This is a genomic window from Serratia montpellierensis (assembly GCF_020858655.1).
In the GTDB taxonomy this organism is placed as follows: domain Bacteria; phylum Pseudomonadota; class Gammaproteobacteria; order Enterobacterales; family Enterobacteriaceae; genus Serratia; species Serratia montpellierensis.
In genome coordinates, this window is record NZ_VOSN01000011.1 from 1 (window position 1) to 22,066 (window position 22,066).

22 protein-coding genes and 1 pseudogene are annotated in these 22,066 nt (G+C 59.5%); 12 read left to right on the forward strand and 11 right to left on the reverse strand.

What is annotated here, in order from left to right; translation table 11 throughout:
* Positions 1 to 25: 25 nt before the first annotated feature.
* The gene (nudK, locus tag FUU19_RS11345; RefSeq protein ID WP_197834488.1) at positions 26 to 601 is read right to left on the reverse strand and encodes a GDP-mannose pyrophosphatase NudK; all 576 of its coding nucleotides are present in this window, start codon (positions 599 to 601) and stop codon (positions 26 to 28) included.
* Between the two features lie 386 nt (positions 602 to 987).
* Here nudK and narQ point away from each other — a divergent pair, with 386 nt between their 5' ends.
* Positions 988 to 2,664, forward strand: a complete 1,677-nt coding sequence (narQ, locus tag FUU19_RS11350) for a nitrate/nitrite two-component system sensor histidine kinase NarQ (protein WP_230490597.1) — start codon at positions 988 to 990, stop codon at positions 2,662 to 2,664.
* Between the two features lie 161 nt (positions 2,665 to 2,825).
* On the forward strand, positions 2,826 to 3,458 hold the full coding sequence (locus FUU19_RS11355) for a response regulator (RefSeq protein ID WP_141967367.1): 633 nt from the start codon (positions 2,826 to 2,828) through the stop codon (positions 3,456 to 3,458).
* A gap of 32 nt (positions 3,459 to 3,490) precedes the next feature.
* Here the strand turns inward: FUU19_RS11355 and FUU19_RS11360 are convergent, their stop codons facing one another.
* Positions 3,491 to 3,769 (reverse strand): winged helix-turn-helix domain-containing protein, encoded by a 279-nt coding sequence (locus tag FUU19_RS11360; RefSeq protein ID WP_004941750.1) that lies wholly within the window; start codon positions 3,767 to 3,769, stop codon positions 3,491 to 3,493.
* Positions 3,770 to 4,062: 293 nt separating this feature from the next.
* On the opposite strand from FUU19_RS11360, the gene acrD reads away from it, so the two are divergent.
* Positions 4,063 to 7,200: a multidrug efflux RND transporter permease AcrD gene (gene acrD / locus FUU19_RS11365; RefSeq protein WP_197834490.1), complete on the forward strand. Its 3,138-nt coding sequence runs from the start codon at positions 4,063 to 4,065 to the stop codon at positions 7,198 to 7,200.
* A gap of 126 nt (positions 7,201 to 7,326) precedes the next feature.
* Here acrD and ypfM read toward each other — a convergent pair whose 3' ends face one another.
* A complete protein-coding gene (ypfM, locus tag FUU19_RS24680) occupies positions 7,327 to 7,386 on the reverse strand; it encodes a protein YpfM (RefSeq protein ID WP_100396732.1) in 60 nt (19 codons plus the stop codon).
* 216 nt (positions 7,387 to 7,602) lie between these two features.
* Here ypfM and FUU19_RS11370 point away from each other — a divergent pair, with 216 nt between their 5' ends.
* A complete protein-coding gene (locus FUU19_RS11370; RefSeq protein WP_230490595.1) occupies positions 7,603 to 8,076 on the forward strand; it encodes a tetratricopeptide repeat protein in 474 nt (157 codons plus the stop codon).
* Positions 8,077 to 8,085: 9 nt separating this feature from the next.
* Positions 8,086 to 8,517, forward strand: a complete 432-nt coding sequence (locus tag FUU19_RS11375) for a GNAT family N-acetyltransferase (protein ID WP_141967361.1) — start codon at positions 8,086 to 8,088, stop codon at positions 8,515 to 8,517.
* A gap of 7 nt (positions 8,518 to 8,524) precedes the next feature.
* Here the strand turns inward: FUU19_RS11375 and FUU19_RS11380 are convergent, their stop codons facing one another.
* On the reverse strand, positions 8,525 to 8,950 hold the full coding sequence (locus FUU19_RS11380; RefSeq protein WP_141967359.1) for a GNAT family N-acetyltransferase: 426 nt from the start codon (positions 8,948 to 8,950) through the stop codon (positions 8,525 to 8,527).
* A 531-nt stretch (positions 8,951 to 9,481) separates the two neighbouring features.
* Between FUU19_RS11380 and FUU19_RS11385 the strand changes: the two genes are divergently transcribed.
* The 5 genes from FUU19_RS11385 to FUU19_RS11405 all read left to right on the forward strand — a co-directional run bounded on the left by FUU19_RS11385 (position 9,482) and on the right by FUU19_RS11405 (position 12,657).
* A complete protein-coding gene (locus tag FUU19_RS11385; RefSeq protein ID WP_038873648.1) occupies positions 9,482 to 10,033 on the forward strand; it encodes a helix-turn-helix transcriptional regulator in 552 nt (183 codons plus the stop codon).
* A gap of 254 nt (positions 10,034 to 10,287) precedes the next feature.
* Positions 10,288 to 10,674: an ArsC family reductase gene (locus FUU19_RS11390; RefSeq protein WP_141967357.1), complete on the forward strand. Its 387-nt coding sequence runs from the start codon at positions 10,288 to 10,290 to the stop codon at positions 10,672 to 10,674.
* Positions 10,671 to 11,798 (forward strand): succinyl-diaminopimelate desuccinylase, encoded by a 1,128-nt coding sequence (gene dapE, locus FUU19_RS11395; protein ID WP_141967355.1) that lies wholly within the window; start codon positions 10,671 to 10,673, stop codon positions 11,796 to 11,798. Before FUU19_RS11390 ends, dapE begins: the two co-directional genes overlap by 4 nt.
* Positions 11,795 to 12,469, forward strand: coding sequence for a M15 family metallopeptidase (locus tag FUU19_RS11400; RefSeq protein ID WP_048234517.1), 675 nt, complete (start codon positions 11,795 to 11,797; stop codon positions 12,467 to 12,469). Before dapE ends, FUU19_RS11400 begins: the two co-directional genes overlap by 4 nt.
* A 2-nt stretch (positions 12,470 to 12,471) precedes the next feature.
* On the forward strand, positions 12,472 to 12,657 hold the full coding sequence (locus tag FUU19_RS11405; RefSeq protein WP_004941720.1) for a YpfN family protein: 186 nt from the start codon (positions 12,472 to 12,474) through the stop codon (positions 12,655 to 12,657).
* 30 nt (positions 12,658 to 12,687) lie between these two features.
* Here FUU19_RS11405 and ypfH read toward each other — a convergent pair whose 3' ends face one another.
* From ypfH to dapA, 6 genes and pseudogenes are all read right to left on the reverse strand, one after another.
* A complete protein-coding gene (gene ypfH, locus FUU19_RS11410) occupies positions 12,688 to 13,377 on the reverse strand; it encodes an esterase (protein WP_197834493.1) in 690 nt (229 codons plus the stop codon).
* A 120-nt stretch (positions 13,378 to 13,497) separates the two neighbouring features.
* On the reverse strand, positions 13,498 to 15,510 hold the full coding sequence (locus tag FUU19_RS11415) for a tRNA(Met) cytidine acetyltransferase TmcA (RefSeq protein WP_197834494.1): 2,013 nt from the start codon (positions 15,508 to 15,510) through the stop codon (positions 13,498 to 13,500).
* 56 nt (positions 15,511 to 15,566) lie between these two features.
* Positions 15,567 to 16,433, reverse strand: coding sequence for a KPN_02809 family neutral zinc metallopeptidase (gene ypfJ, locus FUU19_RS11420; protein WP_043140420.1), 867 nt, complete (start codon positions 16,431 to 16,433; stop codon positions 15,567 to 15,569).
* Between the two features lie 209 nt (positions 16,434 to 16,642).
* Positions 16,643 to 17,357, reverse strand: a pseudogene (gene purC, locus FUU19_RS11425) (phosphoribosylaminoimidazolesuccinocarboxamide synthase).
* Between the two features lie 170 nt (positions 17,358 to 17,527).
* Positions 17,528 to 18,580, reverse strand: a complete 1,053-nt coding sequence (gene bamC / locus FUU19_RS11430; RefSeq protein ID WP_033644004.1) for an outer membrane protein assembly factor BamC — start codon at positions 18,578 to 18,580, stop codon at positions 17,528 to 17,530.
* Positions 18,581 to 18,596: 16 nt separating this feature from the next.
* Positions 18,597 to 19,478 carry a 4-hydroxy-tetrahydrodipicolinate synthase gene (gene dapA / locus FUU19_RS11435; protein ID WP_004941701.1) on the reverse strand — a complete coding sequence of 294 codons (882 nt, stop codon included), beginning with the start codon at positions 19,476 to 19,478 and terminating at the stop codon, positions 18,597 to 18,599.
* 110 nt (positions 19,479 to 19,588) lie between these two features.
* Between dapA and FUU19_RS11440 the strand changes: the two genes are divergently transcribed.
* Together FUU19_RS11440 and bcp are read left to right on the forward strand one after the other, a co-directional pair.
* Positions 19,589 to 20,194 carry a glycine cleavage system transcriptional repressor gene (locus tag FUU19_RS11440; protein ID WP_369783268.1) on the forward strand — a complete coding sequence of 202 codons (606 nt, stop codon included), beginning with the start codon at positions 19,589 to 19,591 and terminating at the stop codon, positions 20,192 to 20,194.
* Between the two features lie 2 nt (positions 20,195 to 20,196).
* A complete protein-coding gene (bcp, locus tag FUU19_RS11445; RefSeq protein WP_025303830.1) occupies positions 20,197 to 20,661 on the forward strand; it encodes a thioredoxin-dependent thiol peroxidase in 465 nt (154 codons plus the stop codon).
* Between the two features lie 44 nt (positions 20,662 to 20,705).
* On the opposite strand, the gene FUU19_RS11450 is transcribed toward bcp, so the two are convergent.
* Positions 20,706 to 21,782, reverse strand: coding sequence for an AI-2E family transporter (locus tag FUU19_RS11450; protein WP_230490594.1), 1,077 nt, complete (start codon positions 21,780 to 21,782; stop codon positions 20,706 to 20,708).
* Between the last annotated feature and the right edge of the window lie 284 nt (positions 21,783 to 22,066).

The following is a 22,066-nucleotide window of genomic DNA, read 5'->3' on the forward strand; positions in this document are numbered from 1 at the left end:
AGCCGGTCATCGTGACCGGCTTTTTTTATGCCATCACCCGATGAATCTGCAAATATTGCAGCAGCATGATGGTCTTGCCGTCTTTAATGCGGCCGTCGGCGATCATCGCCACCGCTTCACTGAACGGCAGTTCGATCACTTCGATATCTTCATCTTCAATGCCGCCGCCGGCCGCGCGCCGCTCATCGTCATGGTATTCGGCGATAAAGAAGTGCACGATCTCGGTCACGCCGCCCGGCGACATGTAGGCTTCGAAGATTTTCTTGACCTCGCTCACCTGAAAACCGGTCTCTTCCACCGCTTCGCGGCGCGCGCACTGCTCCGGGGAATCGGCGTCCAGCAGGCCGGCGCAGGCCTCGAGCAGCATGCCGCTTTCGTTGCCGTTGACATAGGTCGGCATACGGAACTGATTGGTCAGCACCACCGTGCCCTTGGCGCGGTTGTACAGCAAAATGGTGGCGCCGTTGCCGCGATCGTAGACCTCGCGCACCTGTTGCACCGAACCGCCGTTTTTGCGTTTCAGATCGAACGTGTACTTGTGCAGCACATACCAGTTGTTCGACAGCAGCTCTTTCTTCACATTCTCAATTTTCGACGACATGACCCTTTTCCCTTGAGTTACAACCTGAAGATCATACCGCGATTACGCCGCGCTGCGGCAGACGATTTGCAACAAAACATCATCGCTCCCAGCCGGACAAGCCGGGACTTAATATTGCTTAAAATAATGAAAAATAAGTCGCGCTCAGGCGCATGACATTGCATAAAACCCAGTGCGATTCGCCACCCAAAGACAAATCGTCAGAGGAAACCGGCCCGCCGCTGAAAATCGACGAGCGTTTCGCTATTCATTTGATTACACGACGACAATTGTTCCCGTTTTGTTGACAACTTGATACAAATCGCGGTGCATTTTAGTTGCAAAAGTTATAGTTTTGCTTTCGAATGAAACTGGCGAAGCGCCTCACCTGAGAGAAGGATCCGTGATTGCTTGTTAAACGTTCCGTGACCGGCAGCCTGGCTAGAGCGCTGTTCGGCATCGTGATACTGTCGGTGCTCGCCACCGGGCTGGCGTTGACCACCGTCGCCGGCAGCCAGAGCGACGCCGAAGCGATCAATATCGCCGGTTCGCTGCGCATGCAAAGCTACCGGCTGGCTTTCGATCTCGACCAGCAGAGCCCGGAGCTGGAGCTGCACCTGCAGCAGTACCGGCACTCTTTACAGGCGCCGGCGCTGCAAAACCTGGCGCGGTTTTACGTACCGGCCGAGGTGCGGAATCACTATCTGGCGCTGCAACGGGCATGGCAAACGATGGAGCGGCAGATCCGCGACGGGCAGGCGGCCGCCTACCGGGCGGAGGTCGCCGGTTACGTCAACCGCGTCGATCATTTCGTTTCCGCCCTGCAGCGCTATTCCGAGTTGAAACTCACCCTGGTGGCCGCCGTCAGCGTGCTCGGTTACGCCGCCATCATCGGTCTGGTGCTGTTTTGCATTCGTTTTATGCGCCGCCAAGTGGTCACGCCGCTGCAGCATCTGGTCGACGCCAGCCAGCGCGTGCAACAGCGTGATTTTCGCCACCCGCAGCTGGACGTGGCGCTGCCGAACGAGCTCGGCGTGCTGTCGCAAACCTTCAGCGCCATGTCGGACGAGCTGGCCCGGCTCTATCAGTCGCTGGAGCTGAAAGTGCAGGAGAAGACCCAGCGCCTGCAGCAGGCCAACGAAACGCTGGAAGTGCTTTATCGCTGTTCGCAGGCGCTGAGCGAGCGCCAGATCGATCAGCAGGCGTTCGAAAATGTGCTGCGCATCGTGCGCCAAAGCGAACGGCTGCGCTGCATTCGGCTGAACGTGGCGGACGACCACGGCCAGTGGCAACTAAGCGAAGGGGAAGCGGCGCCGACGCAGGCTTGGAACACGCTGCCGATCACCCAGAGCGACAAACCGCTGGGCGAGCTGCGTTGGCAGCCCGAGGCACACCCGCCGCATCCTCATCTGATGCAGAGCCTGGCCAACATGTTGGGCCGCGGCGTCTACTTCAACCGGGCGCAAAAGCAGCACCAATATTTGCTGTTGATGGAGGAGCGCGCGACCATCGCCCGCGAGCTGCACGATTCGCTGGCGCAGACGCTGTCATTCCTGCGCATTCAGCTTACGCTGCTCAGGCGCGCCACCGATGCCCCGGCGGCGCAGGCGATTATCGACGATTTCGATCGCACGCTGGCCGATGCCTATCGCCAACTGAGGGAATTACTGGCCACCTTCCGTCTCAATATTCAGGAGGCGGACCTGAACGCCGCGCTGGAGCAGCTGTTGCAGCCATTAAAGGCGCTAACCACCGCGCGGATTCAGTTACACTGTCGGCTGCCCTCGCAGGCGCTCAATGCCCAGCAGCAGGTGCACGCGCTGCAGATCGTGCGCGAGGCGGTGCTCAATGCCGTCAAGCACGCCGGGGCGAACGAAATAATCCTGTGTTGCGAAGTCAACGCCGCAGGCGACAACGTATTCAGCATTATCGATGACGGTTGCGGCATCGCCAGTCTGGAGGAACCGGAAGGGCACTACGGTTTGACCATCATGAGCGAACGCGCGGCGCGATTGGGAGGAACGCTGCACATTCGGCGCAGAAGCGGCGGCGGCACGGCGGTCGGCCTGACATTCCCGCCCTGACCTCGCGGCTGTTCACTTTGCGTTACGGCTGCCGCCGGGCAGAAGGCCGCCCGGGGAGGTTTGCGGCGAAGATTGCCGCTATTTTTGAAGAGACAGTCCCACTGTGAAGCACGCCCCAGGGCGCGTTTGAGTGGCTTTACTTGCTACAGGGAGCATATTTCATGGTGATGAAGCAATACCGAGTCATGATCGTTGACGATCATCCGTTGATGCGGCGCGGCATCAAACAACTGCTGGGACTGGATGCGCGATTTGGCGTGGTGGCAGAGGCCGGCAACGGCAGTGAGGCGGTTGCGCTGGCACTGCAGCACACGCCGGACGTGATCTTGTTGGATCTGAACATGAAGGGCATGTCCGGGCTGGATACGCTGCGGGCTCTGCGCGACGAGGGCGTGGACGCGCGCATCATCGTGCTGACGGTTTCCGACGCCCGCAGCGATCTGTATGCGCTGATCGACGCCGGCGCCGACGGCTACCTGCTGAAAGACAGCGAACCGGAACAGCTGCTGGAACACATCAGCGCCGCCGCCGAAGGGCAGAACGTGATAAGCGACGCCATAGCCGACTATTTGCTGGCGCGCGGCGAGCAACGCGATCCCTTCGCCGCCTTGACCGAACGCGAATTGGACGTCTTGCAAGAGGTGGCGCGCGGCCTGTCCAACAAGCAGGTGGCGGCGCAGTTGCATATCTCTGAAGAAACCGTGAAGGTGCACATCCGTAACATACTGCGCAAGCTGGACGTGCGTTCGCGCGTGGCGGCGACGGTGATGTACCTGGAGCACAAAAGTCAATGATCGCCCCGCCCCGGCCGATGCGCCGGGGCAGCTTACTCGATGGCGCTGAGCAGCGCCTGATGATGCTGGTGCACCCAGCTCTTGTTGAACGGCCCCCAGCTTTCCAACTGATAAAAACCGTCGTTGTTGCGCACGCCCTGCTGCACGAACTGCAGCTCGACCCCCATGCCGGGCAGCGCTTTCAGCACATCCTGCAACGTGCGGCGCGGCCAGCCGGTCAGCGCCATCAACCGCGGCACATTGGGCCGCTCACTGTGGCTGATCAGCCAGCACAAATAAAGCCGACGGGCAAATACCGGGTTAATTCCCATGCCAAGCTCCTGCTGTAAGGTAAGTCCAGTTTTTACTTTCCGGTTCCCTGCGGCGAAGAGATGCGCAAGGCCTTTGATAGTAATAAAAATGTCTTAATAGCGTACAATTACCGACGCCAGTGCAGCCACGCCGTTTTCCGCTACCGTTATTTACACTATCTCCTTTTTTTCTCCACGCTTTCCTCGGCTATCCCGAGTAAAGTGCAATAGCGCCGGAATCCTTCCCTGCCGCTGAAATGCATAATTCTGATGCGTTTTAAAGATAGAACAAGTCATAACGAGGTTCGCGCTGCATGGCCAATTTTTTTATTGATCGCCCGATTTTCGCCTGGGTGCTGGCAATTATTCTTTGCCTGACCGGGGCGTTGGCGATTTCTTCCCTACCGGTAGAACAATACCCGAATTTGGCGCCGCCGAACGTGCGCATCAGCGCAACTTACCCAGGTGCTTCGGCGCAAACGCTGGAAAACACCGTTACCCAAATCATTGAACAGAATATGACCGGCCTCGACAACATGATGTATATGTCGTCGCAGAGCACCAATACCGGCCAGGCCACCGTCACGCTGACGTTCGAAGCCGGCACCGATCCCAACGAGGCGATGCAGCAGGTGCAAAACCAGCTGCAGGCGGCGATCAAACGACTGCCGCAGGCGGTGCAGAATCAGGGGGTCACGGTGTCGAAATCCGGCGACACCACGCTGATGATGGTGGCGTTCGTCTCCACCGACAACAGCATGGACAAGCAGGACATCGCCGATTACATCGTCTCCAACCTGCAGGATCCGCTCAGCCGCATCAACGGCGTCGGCAGCATGGACGTGTACGGCTCGCAATACGCCATGCGCATCTGGCTCGATCCCAACAAGCTCAACAGCTACCAGCTCACGACCCAGGACGTGGTCAAGGCCATTCAGTCGCAGAACGCCCAGGTGGCGGTCGGCCAGCTGGGCGGCACGCCGTCGGTCGACAAGCAAGCGCTGAACGCCACCATTAACGCCCAGTCGCAGCTCCAGACGCCGGAACAGTTCCGCCAGATCACCCTGCGGGTCAATCAGGACGGCTCGCTGGTGACGCTGGGCAACGTCGCCACCGTCGAACTGGGCGGCGAGAACTACAACTACCTCAGCCGCTACAACGGCATGCAGGCCGCGGGCATGAATATCAAGTTGGCCTCCGGCGCCAACGAGCTGCAGACCGACCAGTTGGTGAAGGACAAGATCGCCGAGCTGTCGCAGTACTTCCCGCACGGGCTGGAGGCCAAAGTGGCCTATGAAACCACCCCGTTCGTCAAAGCCTCGATCAAGGACGTGGTGAAAACGCTGCTGGAAGCCATCCTGCTGGTGTTCCTGGTGATGTACCTGTTCCTGCAGAATTTCCGCGCCACGCTGATCCCCACCATCGCCGTGCCGGTGGTGCTGATGGGCACCTTCGCCATCCTTTCCGCCTGCGGCTTCAGCATCAACACCCTCACCATGTTCGCCATGGTGCTGGCGATCGGCCTGCTGGTGGACGACGCCATCGTGGTGGTGGAAAACGTCGAACGCGTGATGAGCGAGGAAGGCCTGCCGCCGCGTGAAGCCACGCGCAAATCCATGGGGCAAATCCAGAGCGCGCTGGTCGGCATCGCGCTGGTGCTGTCGGCGGTGTTCGTGCCGATGGCGTTCTTCGGCGGCACCACCGGCGCCATCTATCGCCAGTTCTCCATCACCATCGTCTCCGCCATGGTGCTGTCGGTGCTGGTGGCGATGATCCTGACCCCGGCTCTGTGCGCCACGCTGCTCAAACCGATCGCCAAGGGGCACCATCACGGCAAGCGCGGCTTCTTCGGCTGGTTCAACCGCATGTTCAACCGCAACGCCGAACGCTATGAGCGCGGCGTGGGGCGGATCCTGCACGCCAGCGGCCGCTACATGGTGATTTATTTGCTGTTGCTCGGCGGCATGGCGCTGCTGTTCATCAAGCTGCCGACCTCGTTCCTGCCGCAGGAAGACCGCGGTATCTTCACCGTTCAGGTGCAGCTGCCGGCGGGCTCGACCCTGCAGCAAACCTCTAAAGTGGTGGAAAAGGTTGAGCAGTACTTCCTCACCGAAGAGAAACAGGATGTGGTGTCGGTGTTCGCCATCATCGGCTCCGGCCCGGGCGGCAACGGCCAAAACGTGGCGCGTCTGTTCGTGCGATTGAAAGACTGGGATCTGCGCACCTCGGGCGCCAACAGTTCGTTCGACATCATCGATCGCGCCACCCTGGCGTTCAACAAGATTAACGAAGCGCGGGTGATCGCCAGCAGCCCGCCGGCGATCACCGGCCTCGGCAACTCCTCCGGCTTCGATATGGAGTTGGAAGACCACGCCGGGCTCGGCCACGCCAAACTGATGGCAGCGCGCGATCAACTGCTGCAGCTGGCCGGGCAAAACCCGCTGCTGTCGCGCGTACGCCACAACGGCCTGGACGACAGCCCACAGCTGCAAATCGATATCGATCAGCGCAAGGCTCAGGCGCTGGGCGTGTCGATCGACGACATCAACAATACCCTCTCTACCGCCTGGGGCTCGACCTACGTCAATGATTTCGTCGACCGCGGCCGGGTGAAAAAAGTCTACGTGCAGGCCGCAGCGCCGTTCCGCATGCTGCCGGATGACATCAACAAATGGTATGTACGCAACAGCGCAGGCGGCATGGTGCCGTTCTCGGCCTTCGCCACCTCGCACTGGGAATACGGCTCACCGCGGCTGGAGCGCTATAACGGCAGCTCGGCGCTGGAGATCGTCGGCGAGGCGGCCAACGGCGTCAGCACCGGCACCGCCATGGCGGAAATGGAGAAGCTGGTCAGCCAATTGCCGACCGGCTTTGGCCTGGAATGGACCGCGATGTCCTATCAGGAACGGCTGTCCGGTTCGCAAGCGCCGGCGCTGTACGCCATCTCGCTGCTGGTGGTGTTCCTGTGCCTGGCGGCGCTGTATGAGAGCTGGTCGATTCCGTTCTCGGTGATGCTGGTGGTGCCGCTGGGGGTGATCGGCGCGGTCGCCGCCACCTGGCTGCGCGGGCTGGAGAACGACGTTTATTTCCAGGTCGGCCTGTTGACCATCATTGGGCTGTCGGCGAAAAACGCCATTCTGATCGTCGAGTTCGCCAATGAGCTGAACCATAAAGGGCAGGATCTGATGTCCGCGACGCTCGACGCCTCACGCATGCGTCTGCGGCCGATCCTGATGACCTCGTTGGCGTTTATCTTCGGCGTGCTGCCGATGGCCACCAGCAGCGGCGCCGGTTCCGGCAGTCAGCATGCGGTCGGCACCGGGGTCATGGGCGGCATGATCTCCGCCACCCTGCTGGCCATTTTCTTCGTGCCGCTGTTCTTCGTGCTGGTGCGCCGCCGTTTCCCGGGTAAAGCGCATCCGGCAGGCAATACGACGGGCGCCGGGGACTGAATCGCAGGGGATAAAAAAAGCAGCGTCGGGTAGCCGATGCTGCTTTTTCTGAACGATAATTTTCGTTCCCAAGGTGTTTCAGTGACGTTCCAATGACTCAACCTTGCCATCTGCTTCAACGCTGTGTCAGTTGCCCAACATCTCATCAATGAAGTCTTTCCAGTTTCCTAATTCACGATCAACCATAATACTTTACAACCTCAATTATTTGACGAAGCGGATTCTACGCCTGTTTTTTGACCATGTGAAGGAAAACGGGAACGATGCCGGGCCCGGAAACCGGGGCTAGCGCACATTTTCGTATTTATCTGATCAATACTCAGTGCAGCTATTCCCTTGTGATATCAATTTCTCCACGATAGCGTGTAAAAGGTATAAAAATACGCCAATGGAGCGCCGATCATGCCCACCTCTTTGTCTCTTTCACAGCTGAAAACGCAGGGCCGCTATCAGGAAGCCACTGCACTGGCGCTACGGCAGCTGGCGACAGAGCCGGAAGCAGCGATGCTGCACTTTCAGCTGGCCTGTCTGTATGACGTACAGGGTCTGGAGCAACAGGCCATTTACCTCGCGGCGCTGGCCCGCGATTTGCCGCCCGCCCAGCGCCGCGAGGCCTGGCTGGGCCTCGGCAGCACCTACCGCGCCTTGGGAGAATACCCGGCTTCGCTGCGGGCTTTCGACGACGGCCTGACCGAGTTCCCGCAGGCCAACGAGCTGATGCTGTTTCGCGCCATGGCGCTGTACAACCTGGGTGAAAATAAACGGGCCGTGGCCGATCTGTTGTTGCTGTTGGCGGACACCTCGTCAGACCCCGACATCCGCGGCTATCAGCGCGCCATTCGGCACTATGCCGCCGATCTCAATCTTATTGGTTAGAGGAAAACAATGGAAATTGTCACCGACCTGAACCGCCGCGCCATCGACTGGCAGCGGCTGTGCGAATTGCTGGAGGCCGCCGGGCTGGGTAAGCGCGATCCGCACACCTTGCGGCGCGTTTACCAACACAGCCAGTTTTGCTACTGGGGATTTATCGGCGACGAGCTGATCGCCACCGCGCACGCCATTAGCGATCTGACCTCGGTAGCCTACCTGGCTGACGTGGCGATCGATCCGCGCTTTCAGGGACAGGGGTTGGGGCGCCGGCTGATGGATAAGGTAATGCAAGATCTGGCGCCGCTCGGCAAGATTTTCATCTATTCGGTGCCGGAAAAACTGGCCTTTTATAAAAAATACGGCTTTCACGATTTGACCACCGGCATGGTGTATGCGGACGGCGCAGCCCTGCAGCGCCTGCAACAGGGAGGCTACGTGCGTTAAACGCGCATCACAAGGTTTTGCTCATAAAGATGCGGCTGGTTCCCGGCGGCAAGCAAGGCACTTCACCCATGCGTTGCCAGCCATGCCGTTGATAAAAGTCCGGCGCCTGAAAGCTGATGGTGTACAACACGGCGGAAAGGCAACCGCGCCGGCGGCCTTCCTGTTCGAAACGGCGCAACAGTTCGCTGCCCAGCCCCGCGCCGCGCAGTGCTTCCGGCAGATAAAAGAGATCGAGAAACAGCAGGCCTAATGATGAGCGCCCGGTAATTCCCCCCAGAACTTTCCCGCTATCGGGTTCCTTTACCACCACTGCCAGCGGCCGGCGATCGCCGTAGCCGATATATTCATCGTTAAAACGGTCCAACCCGTCCGCGATACAGGAGGTTATTTCCTGCGTTATCCGTTCGGAAATTTCGATATGACATTCTTTCACGCTAACTCTCCGTATGAATCACCCACGAACGCACTCTGACCACAGCTTAAAACATCGCGTTTTCTTTGTTTAGAATTATCTTTACCTCAATTTCTACGTTAATTTTTGCACGACCTCAGCGCCGACTTTACTGACGATTAAAGTAAAGCCACGCATCGTGATAAATCCAAGAAAAATCTTAGTTATTAATTCGTTAAATTAAAATCATTGCCATCAAATGATCGTCAAAAACGATCGTTTTTATAATTTTGATAGCCTGCATCTATGTTAATTCCTTTCAATCGCCGGGGTATTAATAGAAGATGTCTATTCTATAAATCTTGCCTTACTTAAAAATTCGGTTGAAAAAAAGATTTACTCTTTATAAATCATGCTAGTATGTAGCCCTCCCTGCAAAGCTCGCGCCCAGATAACGCTCATTCGTTTGCGGTGCAAGATAAGTTCAACATGAAATTATTTATATTATTTCTTTTTTTATGTTTTAAGATATCGCTCCTCACCGGGAAATAGAAAGTAAAGGACTATAATAAAATGGAAATTGATATTTTCAGCGAGTGTGCCTATACCACCGTCGGCATCCGACAACTCATTAAGCAAACTTGGGCGGAAAAACGCGCACCGGCCGGCTTTAGCCGCAAAAGAGTCTGCTTTATCGATGTCACCATCGCCAATTTTGAAGCACGTTACCGCGATGAATATGCCAACCCCAACACCTACAAAATAGTCATTATCACCGACTGCCCGCATGAAATGGTGATTGTTGACAGAAAGACCATTATATTATCAAACCTTATATCATTGAGTCGTTTTAGCCACCTGATCGGCGACTTATATAAACGTTACAGCCACTATACCGAGCCGCCGCAACTGTCCCAGCGCGAGTCGCTTTTCCTTTCGGAATGGTCGACGGGAAAATCGCTGGCCGACATCAGCAGCGCCATGAATATCAGAAATAAAACCGCCAATCATTACAAGTCACGAATAATGAAAAAACTCGGCGCCAGCCGGATAAAACCGCTATTGCACATTACCCGCGTGCGCTGTTTAACCGATCGTTTAAACATAAGAATAAATAAAGAGTAACGTCCTCTTCTTCAGATCCGCATTTGCGGCTGGACGCATTCGCCGGTATCTCTTCGAGAGCACCGCCGGCGAAGGCAGCGGCTCCGCCACGTTGCCTCCCCTCTCCCAGGCACCCAATCGCACCTCACCCGCATCGTTGTCTGGATCTCGCCGCCGCTTTACTGGCATTATCTCTGCTATCGCCGGGCGGCGAGAGGGCCAAAGAGCGCGCCCGCCGCTCAGTATCGACTCGACGAGACAGGTAGCTTTACGCCATGGCAAACAAACCGCAACAGACAACGCTGACGATGTACGGCATCAAAAACTGCGACACCATCAAAAAAGCCCGCCGCTGGCTGGAAGATCAGGGCGTGGCCTATCATTTTCACGACTACCGCGCCGACGGCCTGACCGAACAGCAGCTGCGCGGTTTCGTCGCGCAACTGGGTTGGGAACCGCTGCTCAATACTCGCGGCACCACCTGGCGCAAGTTGGATGAAGCGCAACGCAACGCCTGCGATAACGCCGATGCCGCCATCGCGCTGATGCTGGCGCAGCCGGCGATCATCAAACGCCCGCTGCTGGACGACGGCAACGGCCACGCCCTGCTCGGTTTCAACGCCGACGCTTACCAGCAATTTATCGCCGAGGTTGCCGTATGACTTGCCCGGTTATCGAACTGGCCCAGCAGCTGATTAAACGCCCTTCCCTCAGCCCAAATGACGAAGGTTGCCAGCAGCTGATGATCGATCGCCTGCAGGCGATCGGTTTCACCGTCGAGGCGATGGACTTCGAAGACACCCAAAACTTCTGGGCCTGGCGCGGCGAAGGGCAAACCCTGGCGTTTGCCGGGCATACCGACGTGGTGCCGACCGGCGATGAAAAGCGTTGGGATAACCCGCCGTTTGAACCGGCGATCCGCGACGGCATGCTGTATGGCCGCGGTGCGGCAGACATGAAAGGCTCGTTGGCCGCAATGGTGGTGGCCGCAGAACGCTTTGTCGCCGCCAACCCGAATCACCAGGGCCGCCTGGCTTTTCTGATCACCTCCGACGAAGAGGCCAGCGCCACCCACGGCACGGTTAAAGTGGTCGAAACGCTGATGGCGCGCAACGAGCGCCTGGATTACTGCCTGGTCGGCGAGCCGTCCAGCACCGAGCGCGTCGGCGACGTGGTGAAAAACGGCCGACGCGGCTCCATCACCGCCAACCTGCACATTCACGGCGTGCAGGGGCACGTTGCCTATCCGCACCTAGCGGACAACCCGGTGCACCGCGCCATGCCGGCGCTGAATGAACTGGTGGCGATCGAATGGGATCGCGGCAACGAGTTTTTCCCGCCGACCAGCATGCAGATCGCCAACGTACAGGCCGGCACTGGCAGCAACAACGTGATCCCGGGCGATTTTTACGTCCAGTTCAACTTCCGTTTCAGCACCGAACTCACCGACGCGATGATTAAACAGCGCGTAGAAGAGCTGCTGGAGCGCCACCAGTTGAATTACAGCATCGAGTGGCGACTGTCCGGCCAACCGTTCCTCACCTCGCGCGGCGCGCTGGTGGATGCGGTGGTCAACGCCGTCGAGCACTATTCTGAATTGACGCCGCAGCTGCTGACCACCGGCGGCACCTCCGACGGCCGCTTCATCGCGCAGATGGGCGCGCAGGTGGTGGAACTGGGGCCGGTCAACGCCACCATCCACAAGGTCAACGAATGTGTCAACGCCGCGGATCTGCAGCTGCTGAGCCGCATGTATCAACGCATCATGGAGCAATTGGTCGCATGATCAACGCAGAGATGCTCACCGGCCGCTCAACCGAACACCTGGCGCCGCTGAGCGGGAACCACCGCCTGCAGCCGCAGGCGGTCAACGCCTTCCTGGCGATGCAGCAGGCGGCGCGTGAGGCGGGATTCGATCTCCAGCCCGCCAGCACCTTCCGCGATTTCGACCGGCAGTTGGCTATCTGGAATGGCAAATTCTGCGGCCAGCGGCCAGTATTAGATAAGGACAGCCGCCCGATAGACGTTGCGCCGCTGTCCGCCGCCGAGCGCTGTGAAGCGATCCTGCGCTGGTCGGCCCTGCCGGGCGCCAGCCGCCATCACTGGGGCAGCGATCTCGACGTGTATGACCCGTCGCTGCTGCCGGAAGGGCAAAAGCTGCAGCTGGAGCCGTGGGAATATGAAGAAGGCGGTTACTTTGCGCCGCTTAACCAGTGGCTGACAGCGCATATGGCCGAGTTCGGTTTCTATCGCCCCTTTACCGAAGACAGCGGTGGCGTGGCGGTAGAGCCGTGGCATCTGAGCTACCGGCCGCTGGCGCAAGAAGCCGAGCATTTGCTGACCCCGGCGCTGTTGCTGGCGGCCTGGCAAGATAAGGAGGTCGCCGGTGCCGAATGGCTCGAACGCCATCTGCCATCGATTTTTTCGCGTTTTATACGCAGTGAAGGAAAGGAGTAGCTATGCAATGGTTAGCTGATTACTGGTGGATTATCCTGCTGGTTCTGGTGGGAATGGTCGTCAGCGGCATCAAGGAACTGCGCCGCGTTGACGTGAAAAGCTATCTGGCCAACAAGCCGGAGATACCGCCGCACCGCGACAATAACGCCCAGTGGGATGACGAAGACGACTGGCCGAAAAAGAAATGATATCAGGGCGCTCATCAGCGCCCTGAGTTTTTAGCGAAAGGCGATCATCTCGCCGCGCTTGCCGGACAACGCCTCATCCCAGTAGCGCTGCGGCACATAATAATGCAGCCTTTCCAGCGCGGCGCTCATCATGCCCTGGTTGATGGCGTGCCCGACGTTTTCCTCCACGTCCAGCGTGAAATCGGCGCCGCCGGCCCGTAGCGCTTCCGCCGCCGCGTGAGCATGTTGCACCGCGATCACCGCGTCCTCTTCACCGTGGATCAAATGCACCACGCTGTCGCCGAAAGCCTGCTCAGGCAGCTGGGCGAAACGCCCGCTGAACGCGACCACACGCCCGGCCAGCCGGGTTTCCGCTTTTAACGCCTCCAGCGCCATGATCGCTCCCTGCGAGAATCCCACCAGGGCAGTGCCGGCATAGCCTACGCCGCTCAGCTGCTGCCAATGACGCACCACCGCCAGAAACTGCGGCATCACGTCTGCGATGCGGGCCATACGGTTCTCTTCGGTCACGTCCTGCACCGAAAACCACTGGCGCCCGGCGCCGTTGCCAAACGCTTCAGGGCCACCGATGCTCACCACCTGGGCCTGAGGAAAGTCTTTGGCGAAGTAACTGCCGATCTCTCCCATCGCCACCGGGTTGTCGCCGACACCGTGAAACAGCAAGATCAGCTGCGCCGCCGGGGTCGCCGGGCTTTGGACAACGAAATGCTCATGTTTCATCGATGACTCCTTAATAGTAACCAAACCTGGTGCGGCGACGCTCGCCGCCACACCGCTGACAGTGACTATACGCCATTGAGAAATCGGGAAAATCGGGTTTTATTGAGCGAGTTATTCAATTTATTGCAACGACTGCGCCCAGTCGCGCCAGTAGCGGCAGTGCTGCGCATTCAACTGTTCCAGCGCCTGCGCCGCTTCGTGTCGCCAATGCCGCAGCAAGGCTTTCTGGCCGCTGACGCCCGCCTGCTCCGCGCAGACCGCCGGGGATTGCCGCCGTTGCAGATGGCCGCGCAGCGCGGGCAGCGGCAGATTGCTGGCCAACAACAAACGCTGCAGTGCCCCCAGGCTGGCCTCCAGCGGCCGATGGGCGAAAGCGAACCCGGCCAGCTCACGCCAGTCCTCTTCGCCGAGCGACGTGTCGCCGTCGTCGCCCGGGATCGCCAGAGCGAGCTCGATGCGCTGCCGCAGCCAGGGCCAGTCGCGCGCCAGATGCTTGTGCGCCGCGTGCCGCAGCGCCTCTCCTTGCTCGCTCAGGGGTAAGATAGCCATCGCGGTATAGCAGCCGCTGCTGGCCTCCGGCTTGCTGCCGATGCGCACCAGCTCGAAACCGCAGGATTGCCAAAAGCGCCACAGCGGCTCGGTATAGCCGAAGCTGACCGACAGAAAATCCAGCCCCTGCGCCTGACGGCGTTGCCGCTCGACCAGCTGACGCGCGATACCCTGCCGCCGTAACGCCGGCAGCGTCGCGATGCGGGTAATGCGCCGTGATCGCAGCGTCGGCGCCCACCATTGGCCGCCATGCGCCGCCAACGACTGCGCCACCAGGTTGCCGCGCGGCCGACGGCGACCGGCCCACACGTCGTGCGCCAACTCGGCGCTCAACCCGCCTTCGTCCACCAGCCACACGGCGCCGACCACCTCCTGCCCGGCCTGCGCCAGCCCGAAATGCATGCCGGGCGCATCCATCAGCCTGCGCAAATCCAGCGGCGAGGTGCGATAATGCGCGCTGCTCAGCAGAGCATAGAAACGCGCCAGCCGCTGCGGGTCGGCGCACAGTTCACGCTGCTCCGCCTGACTGTAATCGATCGCCAGGCCATCCGCCGGCCAGGCGGGCAGCTCATTGAACAACAGCGCATTGTCCGTTATCCGTTCCAGCGCGTCCCCCTGCGCCCAACGCATCGGCTGTTGCAGGCTCAACGCCTGATAGGAAGGCAGCCCGGCGCAAAACTTCAGCAGAAAACCGCGGCCGGTGCCCTCATACCCCTGCACCGTGGTGGTCAACAGCACGCGAGGAAAATAACCGATCAGCTGCTGCAACAGCGGCGCGGGGATCGCCGCCGCCTCATCCACCAGCAGCCACCCCACGGCGCTGACGTCCCCCTCCCGGCACTGCGCCAGCAGGGCATCGGGCGCCCAGAACTGCGCGCGCCCCTGTGCCCATTCCCCGGCCACCTCAGTGGCGGCGCGGCTCGGCCCGGTTATCCAACAGGTCAGCGGCGACTGCGCCACCAGCATGCCGGCCAGCGTCGATTTGCCGCGGCCGCGGGCGGCGGTCAACACCCACACGCCGGATTCGGCCTGCAGCAGCGTCGTCAAGATCGCCTGTTGTTCCTCGGTCGGCCGGCCATCCGGCGGCTGCCATCCCTCACGCGCCGGCAGCGCGGCCAGCGTCAGGGGTTCATCCTGCCGCCAGATCGTCACTTCTCGGTCGTCGGCCAAATGATGCTGCAGATGGTGGATGAAATGCGGGGTGGTAATCGGCTGCGGGCAATCGCTCCAGCGCAGGCTGTCGCCGTCCGGCTGCTGCGGCCATTGCCGCCAGGGCGGTGTCAGCAACAGCAGCCAACTGCCGGCGCGCAATGCGCCGCACAGCGCCGCCAACGCCTCCACGTCCAGCGACTGACCGGCGTCGAACACCGCGTGCAGCCGTTCCTGCCCCAGCAATTGGCGCACTGCGCCGCTCGCCAACGCCGTCAGGCCGGGCGGCGGGTTTTCCCCCACCCACGGCCAGTCGCCCGGCAGCGTCGCCGCCAGCCGCTGCGCCTGTTCGCGGCACCAGTCGGGCTCACCGCTGAGCACCAGCAAACGCCGAATGCCCTGCCGTCGCATGAGTTGTTGCGCTGCCTGTAACATAAGGCTGTATCTCAATCCGAAAAAAATGCCGGAGTCAGGCTCCGGCACTTGAGGCGTTAACGGGATGCGAAGGTGTTGCAGGTATTGGGATCGCCGCTGTCGAAGCCCTGTTTAAACCAGGTGTAGCGCTGCTGCGAGGTACCGTGGGTGAAGCTGTCCGGCACGACGCGGCCCTGGCTCTGCTGCTGCAACCGATCGTCGCCAATCGCCTGCGCGGCGTTCAGCGCCGCCTGCAGATCGCCCTCTTCCAGCATCTGCTGCTTCTCGGCGTATTTGCCCCACACGCCGGCGAAGCAGTCCGCCTGCAGCTCCATTTTCACCGACAGGCGGTTCACTTCCGCCTGGCTGGCACCCTGTTGCATCTGGCGTACCTTCGGCTCGATGCCCAGCAGGTTCTGCACGTGATGGCCGACTTCGTGCGCCACCACATAGGCCTGGGCGAAATCACCGCCGGCGCCCAGCTTGGTTTTCATGTCCTGATAGAAAGACAGATCGATATATACCGTTCTGTCACCCGGGCAGTAGAACGGCCCCATCGCCGCCTGGCCGGTGCCGCAGCTGGTGCGCGTCACGCCGCGATACATCACCAGCTTCGGCGGTTGATAGGTTTTGCCCATGCGCTGGAAAATCTCTTTCCAGTTATCCTCGGTTGAGGCCAGTACCACAGAGGTGAATTTGGCCAGCTCATCGTCTTTCGGGCTGATGTTGGCGCTCTGCTGTTGACCCTGCGGTGCGACGTTACCGCCGTTCAGCAGCGGCGACAGATCGATACCGTAATAGCCGGCCACCAGCACCACCACCAGAATGACAATGCCGCCCTTGCCACGCGGCACGCGAAAGCCGCCGCCACCGCCGCCCAAACCTGAAGATTGCCCGCGACGATCCTCAACATTGTCACTTTCCCGACGCCCTTGCCAACGCATAAATATACTCCAGATATTTCCCCTGCTCGTTGAAGTTGCGCCGCGATCGTAAGCGCAAAGGCAGCTTCAAGCCTGAGTGGGATAGGTTTTAGTCATCTCGCATCCATCATTATAAATGGTCTGCCGCGGAGGAAATGTAGAAATTTTCTGGAAAAACGCAGAATAGCGGGACGATCCGGCCGGATCGCCCCGAATGGCGGTGCCAACGCTTAGTCGAGCTTCACGCCGATGCGGCGCGCCACTTCTTCATAGGCTTCGATCAGGCCGCCCAGGCTTTGACGGAAACGGTCTTTGTCCATCTTGTCCAGGGTGTTTTTGTCCCACAGGCGGCTGCCGTCCGGCGAGAACTCATCGCCCAGCACCACTTCGCCGTTGAACAGGCCGAACTCCAGTTTGAAGTCCACCAGGATCAGGCCGGCGTCGTCGAACAGCTGGGTCAACACGTCGTTGGCGCGGTAGCTCAGCTCGCGCATGCGTGCCAGATGTGCTTTGCTCACCCAGCCAAAGGTTTCGCAGTAGGATTCGTTCACCATCGGATCGTGCATGGCGTCGTTTTTCAGGAACAGATCGAACAGCGGCGGGTTCAGCACCAGGCCTTCTTCGATACCCAGACGCTTCACCAGCGAACCGGCGGCGCGGTTGCGGATCACGCACTCCACCGGCACCATGTCCAGTTTCTTCACCAGCACTTCGTTGTCGGACAGCAGACGCTCCATCTGGGTCGGGATGCCGGCTTCTTCCAGTTTGCTCATGATGAAATGGTTGAACTTGTTGTTCACCATGCCTTTGCGATCGAACTGCTCCAATGCGCTGACCATCCAGTGCTGACGTATCGTTGCGGAACTCCAACACCAACAGATCGGGATTCTCGGTGGTGTAAACGGTTTTTGCCTTTCCGCGATACAGCTCAGCTAGCTTTTGCATCTTACTTACTCCAGTGATGTATCCCCGTTGTCTCCCGAGCGCGGCCCGAAATTAGGGGGTATAGAATTGACCTAATGAATTCTTTGGCGTGCCGGACACTATTGTGCCAAACCTTCGACGCAAACGATACCGTATAGACAAAACAAAAAGGGGCCGAGGCCCCTTTTTGATTATTTAACGCTGGTTTTACTGAAGGCAGACTGGAATGCCGCCACCAGTGCGTCGTTTTTCGACTGGGTGAGCGGTTTGCCTTTCGGATCGATAAATTGCAGGCTGGTGCGGTTGTTGAGATCGCCGACCTGCAGCTTGTAATCCCCTTCTGCCAGTTCAGGGTCCTTGACGCCCAATGCATCCCAATCGCTGCTGCTCAGGGACTTGTAGGTCACGGCGACGGTGCCCTGCGGACGGCTGCGGTCACCCACTTTCATCCCCAGTTTTTCGAGCGCCGGCGGCAGGCGATCCCACACCACGGTGTACGGGCCGCGCACCACCAGCATCGGCAGGCCGGTGTCATCGGCGCCGCTCTGCACGTCCAGCGCGCCGAAGCGGCTGGCGGTCTGGCTGCTCGCCAGGTTGTCCTGCTTGTCCAGGCCTTCAATCAGGGTGTTGATCATCATGCCGTTGTAGCGCTGAATCTCAGACTGGTCGGTCACCTGCTCGGTCTTGCCCTGCTGCTGCAGGCCAACGCTTTTCACCACCAGCGCCTGCTGGTAGCCCTGTTGCTGCACGCTGATCTGATAACGGCCTTCGTACTGGTTGTCTTCGTCCAGACGGTTCCACTTCACCCAGTCGGTGGTCAGGGTCTGACCGGCGTCCTGGCGGGAAGCGATCGCGATGTTCTTCGCCTGCAGCAGGCTGACCACGCGCGACCACAGGTTCTGGTTCTGCGGGCTGTTTTCCAGCAGCAGCGTGCCGCTGTCGCCGGCGTATTGCGCGCGTGAACCGCTCAGCAGCGCCAACGGCTGCACCGGCGGACGAATGTCCAGCTGCTTGCCGACGTTGCCTTGCAGCGTCGTGGCGGGAACGTCATAGTTGCCGCTCTGCACCGGCAGGATCATGCCGGACGGCGCGTTCAGCGCCTTGAGCGGAGCGGCGTCGAGGTAAGCCTCGTCGCCGCTGACCTGGCGCTTGTAGCGCTGATCGCTGCTGCAGGCTGCCAGCATCATCACCAAAGAGATGCCCACTACTTTTGCTACCGTCGACTTTTGCAATGAATAAGCCATCAAATTTCCCTTAGAGTTACAGCAAACCGACGCTTTTCAGCGCGCGCTCCACCACCGGGCGGGCGGCTTCGCTCAACGGCGTCATCGGCAGACGCAGCGTATCGGTTGCCATCAATCCCAACGCCTTACAGGCCCACTTCACCGGAATTGGGTTTGCTTCTACAAATAGATCCTGATGCAACGGCATCAAGCGCTGATTTAAGCGGCGCGCTTCGGCAAACTTGCCCTGCGCCGCCAGCGCGCAAAGTTCCGCCATCTCGCGCGCGGCCACGTTGGCCGTCACGGAAATCACCCCTTTGCCGCCCAGTTGCATGAAGTCCAGCCCGCTGGCGTCGTCGCCGCTCAGCAAAATGAAGTCTTCATCGTCAACCAGCACTTGGATCTGACTAACGCGACTTAAGTTCCCCGTCGCTTCTTTTACAGCAACAATATTCTTGATTTTCGCCAGCCGAGCGATGGTCGGCGGCAGCATGTCGCAGCCGGTGCGCGAAGGCACGTTATACAGGATCTGCGGCAGCTCGGTGCTCTCGGCGATCGCCTTGAAGTGCTGGTACAGCCCTTCCTGCGTCGGCTTATTGTAGTACGGCGTCACCGTCAGGCAGCCCACTACGCCGGTATTGGCGAAGCGGGTGGTGAGCGCGATGGCTTCGGCGGTGGCGTTGGCGCCGGTGCCGGCGATCACCGGGATGCGGCCGTCGGCCAACTCCAGCGTCTGCAGCACCACGTCAACGTGCTCGTCATGGGCAAGCGTTGCGGACTCGCCGGTGGTCCCTACGGAAACGATCGCCGCGGTGCCACTGGCTACATGATAATCGATCAATTTTTTTAGGCTCGCGCGATCGACAGCACCTTTGTCGTCCATCGGCGTAACCAGTGCAACAATACTTCCCGTAAACATTGGCCGTCCCCTCCACAAACAAGTCACTCATGGTACTTTTGCTGCCTATCCAAAAGCAAGCGCACAACCGCGTTGTAAGCGCTTGGCAGGCGGTTTTTTTTATGTTTACCATGGTAACCCCATTAAGCACGACAGGAAGCGCTATTTTGCCTCAGTCAGACGAACACTATCTCGTGATTACCGCGCTCGGCGCCGACCGCCCCGGAATCGTCAATACCATCACCCGCCACGTCAGCAGTTGCGGATGCAATATCGAAGATAGCCGTCTGGCCATGCTGGGAGAGGAGTTCACGTTCATCATGCTGCTGTCCGGCAGCTGGAACGCCATCACCCTGATCGAATCCACCCTGCCGCAAAAAGGCGCGGAGCTGGATCTGCTGATCGTGATGAAGCGCACAAACTCGCACGAAAGGCCGCCGATGCCGGCCACGGTGTGGGTGCAGGTGGAAGTGAAGGACTCGCCGCACATCATCGAACGCTTTACCGATCTGTTCGACTCCAGCCAGATGAATATCGCCGAACTGGTCTCACGCACGCAGCCGGCGGATGGCGATCTGCCGCCGCAGCTGTATATCCAAATCACCGCCCACAGCTCCGGCGATCGGGACGCCTCAAATATTGAGCAAGCCTTCCATCGCCTATGTACAGAATTGAACGCGCAAGGCAGTATTAGCGTGGTGAACTATCCACAGCATGATGAGAAAGATGGAGAGTAGTGATGAGCCCATTGAAAGCCGGTGACACAGCGCCGAAATTTAGTTTGCCTGACCAGGACGGTGAGGAAATTAATTTGGCCGACTTCCAGGGACAGCGAGTATTGGTCTATTTCTATCCGAAGGCGATGACGCCGGGCTGCACCGTGCAAGCCTGCGGCCTGCGGGACAACATGGACGAATTGAAAAAGGTCGGCGTCGAAGTGCTGGGCATCAGCACCGACAAACCGGAAAAACTGTCGCGCTTCGCCGAAAAGGAGCTGCTCAACTTCACGCTGTTGTCTGATGAAGATCATCAGGTATCGCAACAGTTTGGCGTGTGGGGCGAAAAAACCTTCATGGGCAAGACCTACGACGGCATTCACCGCATCAGTTTCCTGATCGATGCCAACGGCAAGATTGAAAAAGTGTTTGATGATTTCAAAACCACCAATCACCACGACATCGTTCTGAGCTACCTGCAGCAGTAATTCTCACGAAGCGCAGCGGCCTGCTGCGCTTCGTTTCTTCCCTGTCAGTCGGCCTTGTTTTCCACTTCGACCCGCAGTTCATCCGGCCAGGCATGGAACACCGCCTTCACCAGCGTCGCCAGCGGTATGGCGAAAAACACGCCCCAAAAGCCCCACATCCCGCCGAACACGATCACCGACAGGATAATCACCAGCGGATGCAGGTTGACCGCTTCGGAGAACAAAATGGGCACCAGCAGGTTGCCGTCCAGCCCCTGTACCACCAGATAGGCGACGATCAGCGTCCAGAAATCGGCGCCGACGCCCCACTGGAACAGCGCCACCACCACCACCGGAATGGTGACCAGCACCGCGCCGATGTAGGGGATCAACACCGAGAAGCCCACCAGCACCGCCAGCAGCAGCGAGTAGCGCATGTCCAGCACGGCGAACACCAGGTAGGTCGCCACGCCGACAATCACCATCTCCAGCACCTTGCCGCGAATGTAGTTGGTGATCTGCTGATTCATCTCGTTCCAGACCTGCCCCGCCAGGCCGCGATTGCGCGGCAGCACGCGGCGCACCGCGTTCAGCAGCTGTTCTTTGTCCTTCAACAGGAAGAACATCATCATCGGCACCAGAATCAGGTAGATAGCCAACGTCAGCAGGCCGACCAGCGACGCCAGCGAGAATTTCACCACCGACTCGCCCATGCCGGACAGCCGGCTGCGCAGGTTTTCCGCCATCATGTCGATGATGCCGGCATCCACCAGCGCCGGGTAACGCTTCGGCAGCGTCGCGGCAAAGTTATAGAACTGGTTGAGCATGCCCGGCAGATCGCTCATCAGATTGATGCCCTGCTGCCAGGCGGTTGGCGCGACGACGAACACCAGCAGCATGGCAACGCCCGCGAACACCAGCAGCATGATGCTCGCCGCCCAGGTGCGCGAACAGCCGATGCGCTGCAGGCGCGCGGTCGGCCACTCCAGCAGATAGGCCAGCACGATGGCGACCAGCAACGGGGTCAGAATGCCGTGCAGAAAATAGAGAATGAGGAAGCCGGCGACCAGGATCACCAGCAGCGCGATAGCCTGCGGATCGGTGAAGCGGCGGCGGTACCACTGTAATAACATCTCCAGCATCAGAGCGGGCTCCTCGAGATTTGGCGGGCGGGCATGGCGATTCCTGTGATGGGCCTGATTAAAGCATAGATAGAACGGGCGCACTCGAGGTGTGCAAAGCACTCAGAGTACTCAAAGTTGGCCATACATCAACAGCGATTTGGCTGATTTTATCGCGCCGGCGAGCGATTGGCGCAAAAATCCGCAGACGCGGCGACAGACTGGGTGAACGGCCCCGGACGGGGCCGTGGAAGATTACAGCGAGGCGCTGATGGAGAGGGGCGAACCAACCGCCAGTGCGAACA

Coding starts and splice junctions, on each gene's coding strand:
- ypfH (WP_197834493.1), bottom strand. CDS start 13,377: ATGAAACATGAGCATTTCGTTGTCCAAAGCCCGGCGACCCCGGCGGCG.
- bamC (WP_033644004.1), bottom strand. CDS start 18,580: ATGGCTTATTCATTGCAAAAGTCGACGGTAGCAAAAGTAGTGGGCATC.
- FUU19_RS11355 (WP_141967367.1), top strand. CDS start 2,826: ATGGTGATGAAGCAATACCGAGTCATGATCGTTGACGATCATCCGTTG.
- FUU19_RS11415 (WP_197834494.1), bottom strand. CDS start 15,510: ATGTTACAGGCAGCGCAACAACTCATGCGACGGCAGGGCATTCGGCGT.
- FUU19_RS11370 (WP_230490595.1), top strand. CDS start 7,603: ATGCCCACCTCTTTGTCTCTTTCACAGCTGAAAACGCAGGGCCGCTAT.
- ypfJ (WP_043140420.1), bottom strand. CDS start 16,433: ATGCGTTGGCAAGGGCGTCGGGAAAGTGACAATGTTGAGGATCGTCGC.
- FUU19_RS11400 (WP_048234517.1), top strand. CDS start 11,795: ATGATCAACGCAGAGATGCTCACCGGCCGCTCAACCGAACACCTGGCG.
- dapE (WP_141967355.1), top strand. CDS start 10,671: ATGACTTGCCCGGTTATCGAACTGGCCCAGCAGCTGATTAAACGCCCT.
- FUU19_RS11390 (WP_141967357.1), top strand. CDS start 10,288: ATGGCAAACAAACCGCAACAGACAACGCTGACGATGTACGGCATCAAA.
- bcp (WP_025303830.1), top strand. CDS start 20,197: ATGAGCCCATTGAAAGCCGGTGACACAGCGCCGAAATTTAGTTTGCCT.
- FUU19_RS11360 (WP_004941750.1), bottom strand. CDS start 3,769: ATGGGAATTAACCCGGTATTTGCCCGTCGGCTTTATTTGTGCTGGCTG.
- FUU19_RS11405 (WP_004941720.1), top strand. CDS start 12,472: ATGCAATGGTTAGCTGATTACTGGTGGATTATCCTGCTGGTTCTGGTG.
- FUU19_RS11385 (WP_038873648.1), top strand. CDS start 9,482: ATGGAAATTGATATTTTCAGCGAGTGTGCCTATACCACCGTCGGCATC.
- FUU19_RS11440 (WP_369783268.1), top strand. CDS start 19,589: ATGGTAACCCCATTAAGCACGACAGGAAGCGCTATTTTGCCTCAGTCA.
- FUU19_RS11450 (WP_230490594.1), bottom strand. CDS start 21,782: ATGCTGGAGATGTTATTACAGTGGTACCGCCGCCGCTTCACCGATCCG.
- dapA (WP_004941701.1), bottom strand. CDS start 19,478: ATGTTTACGGGAAGTATTGTTGCACTGGTTACGCCGATGGACGACAAA.
- FUU19_RS11375 (WP_141967361.1), top strand. CDS start 8,086: ATGGAAATTGTCACCGACCTGAACCGCCGCGCCATCGACTGGCAGCGG.
- acrD (WP_197834490.1), top strand. CDS start 4,063: ATGGCCAATTTTTTTATTGATCGCCCGATTTTCGCCTGGGTGCTGGCA.
- nudK (WP_197834488.1), bottom strand. CDS start 601: ATGTCGTCGAAAATTGAGAATGTGAAGAAAGAGCTGCTGTCGAACAAC.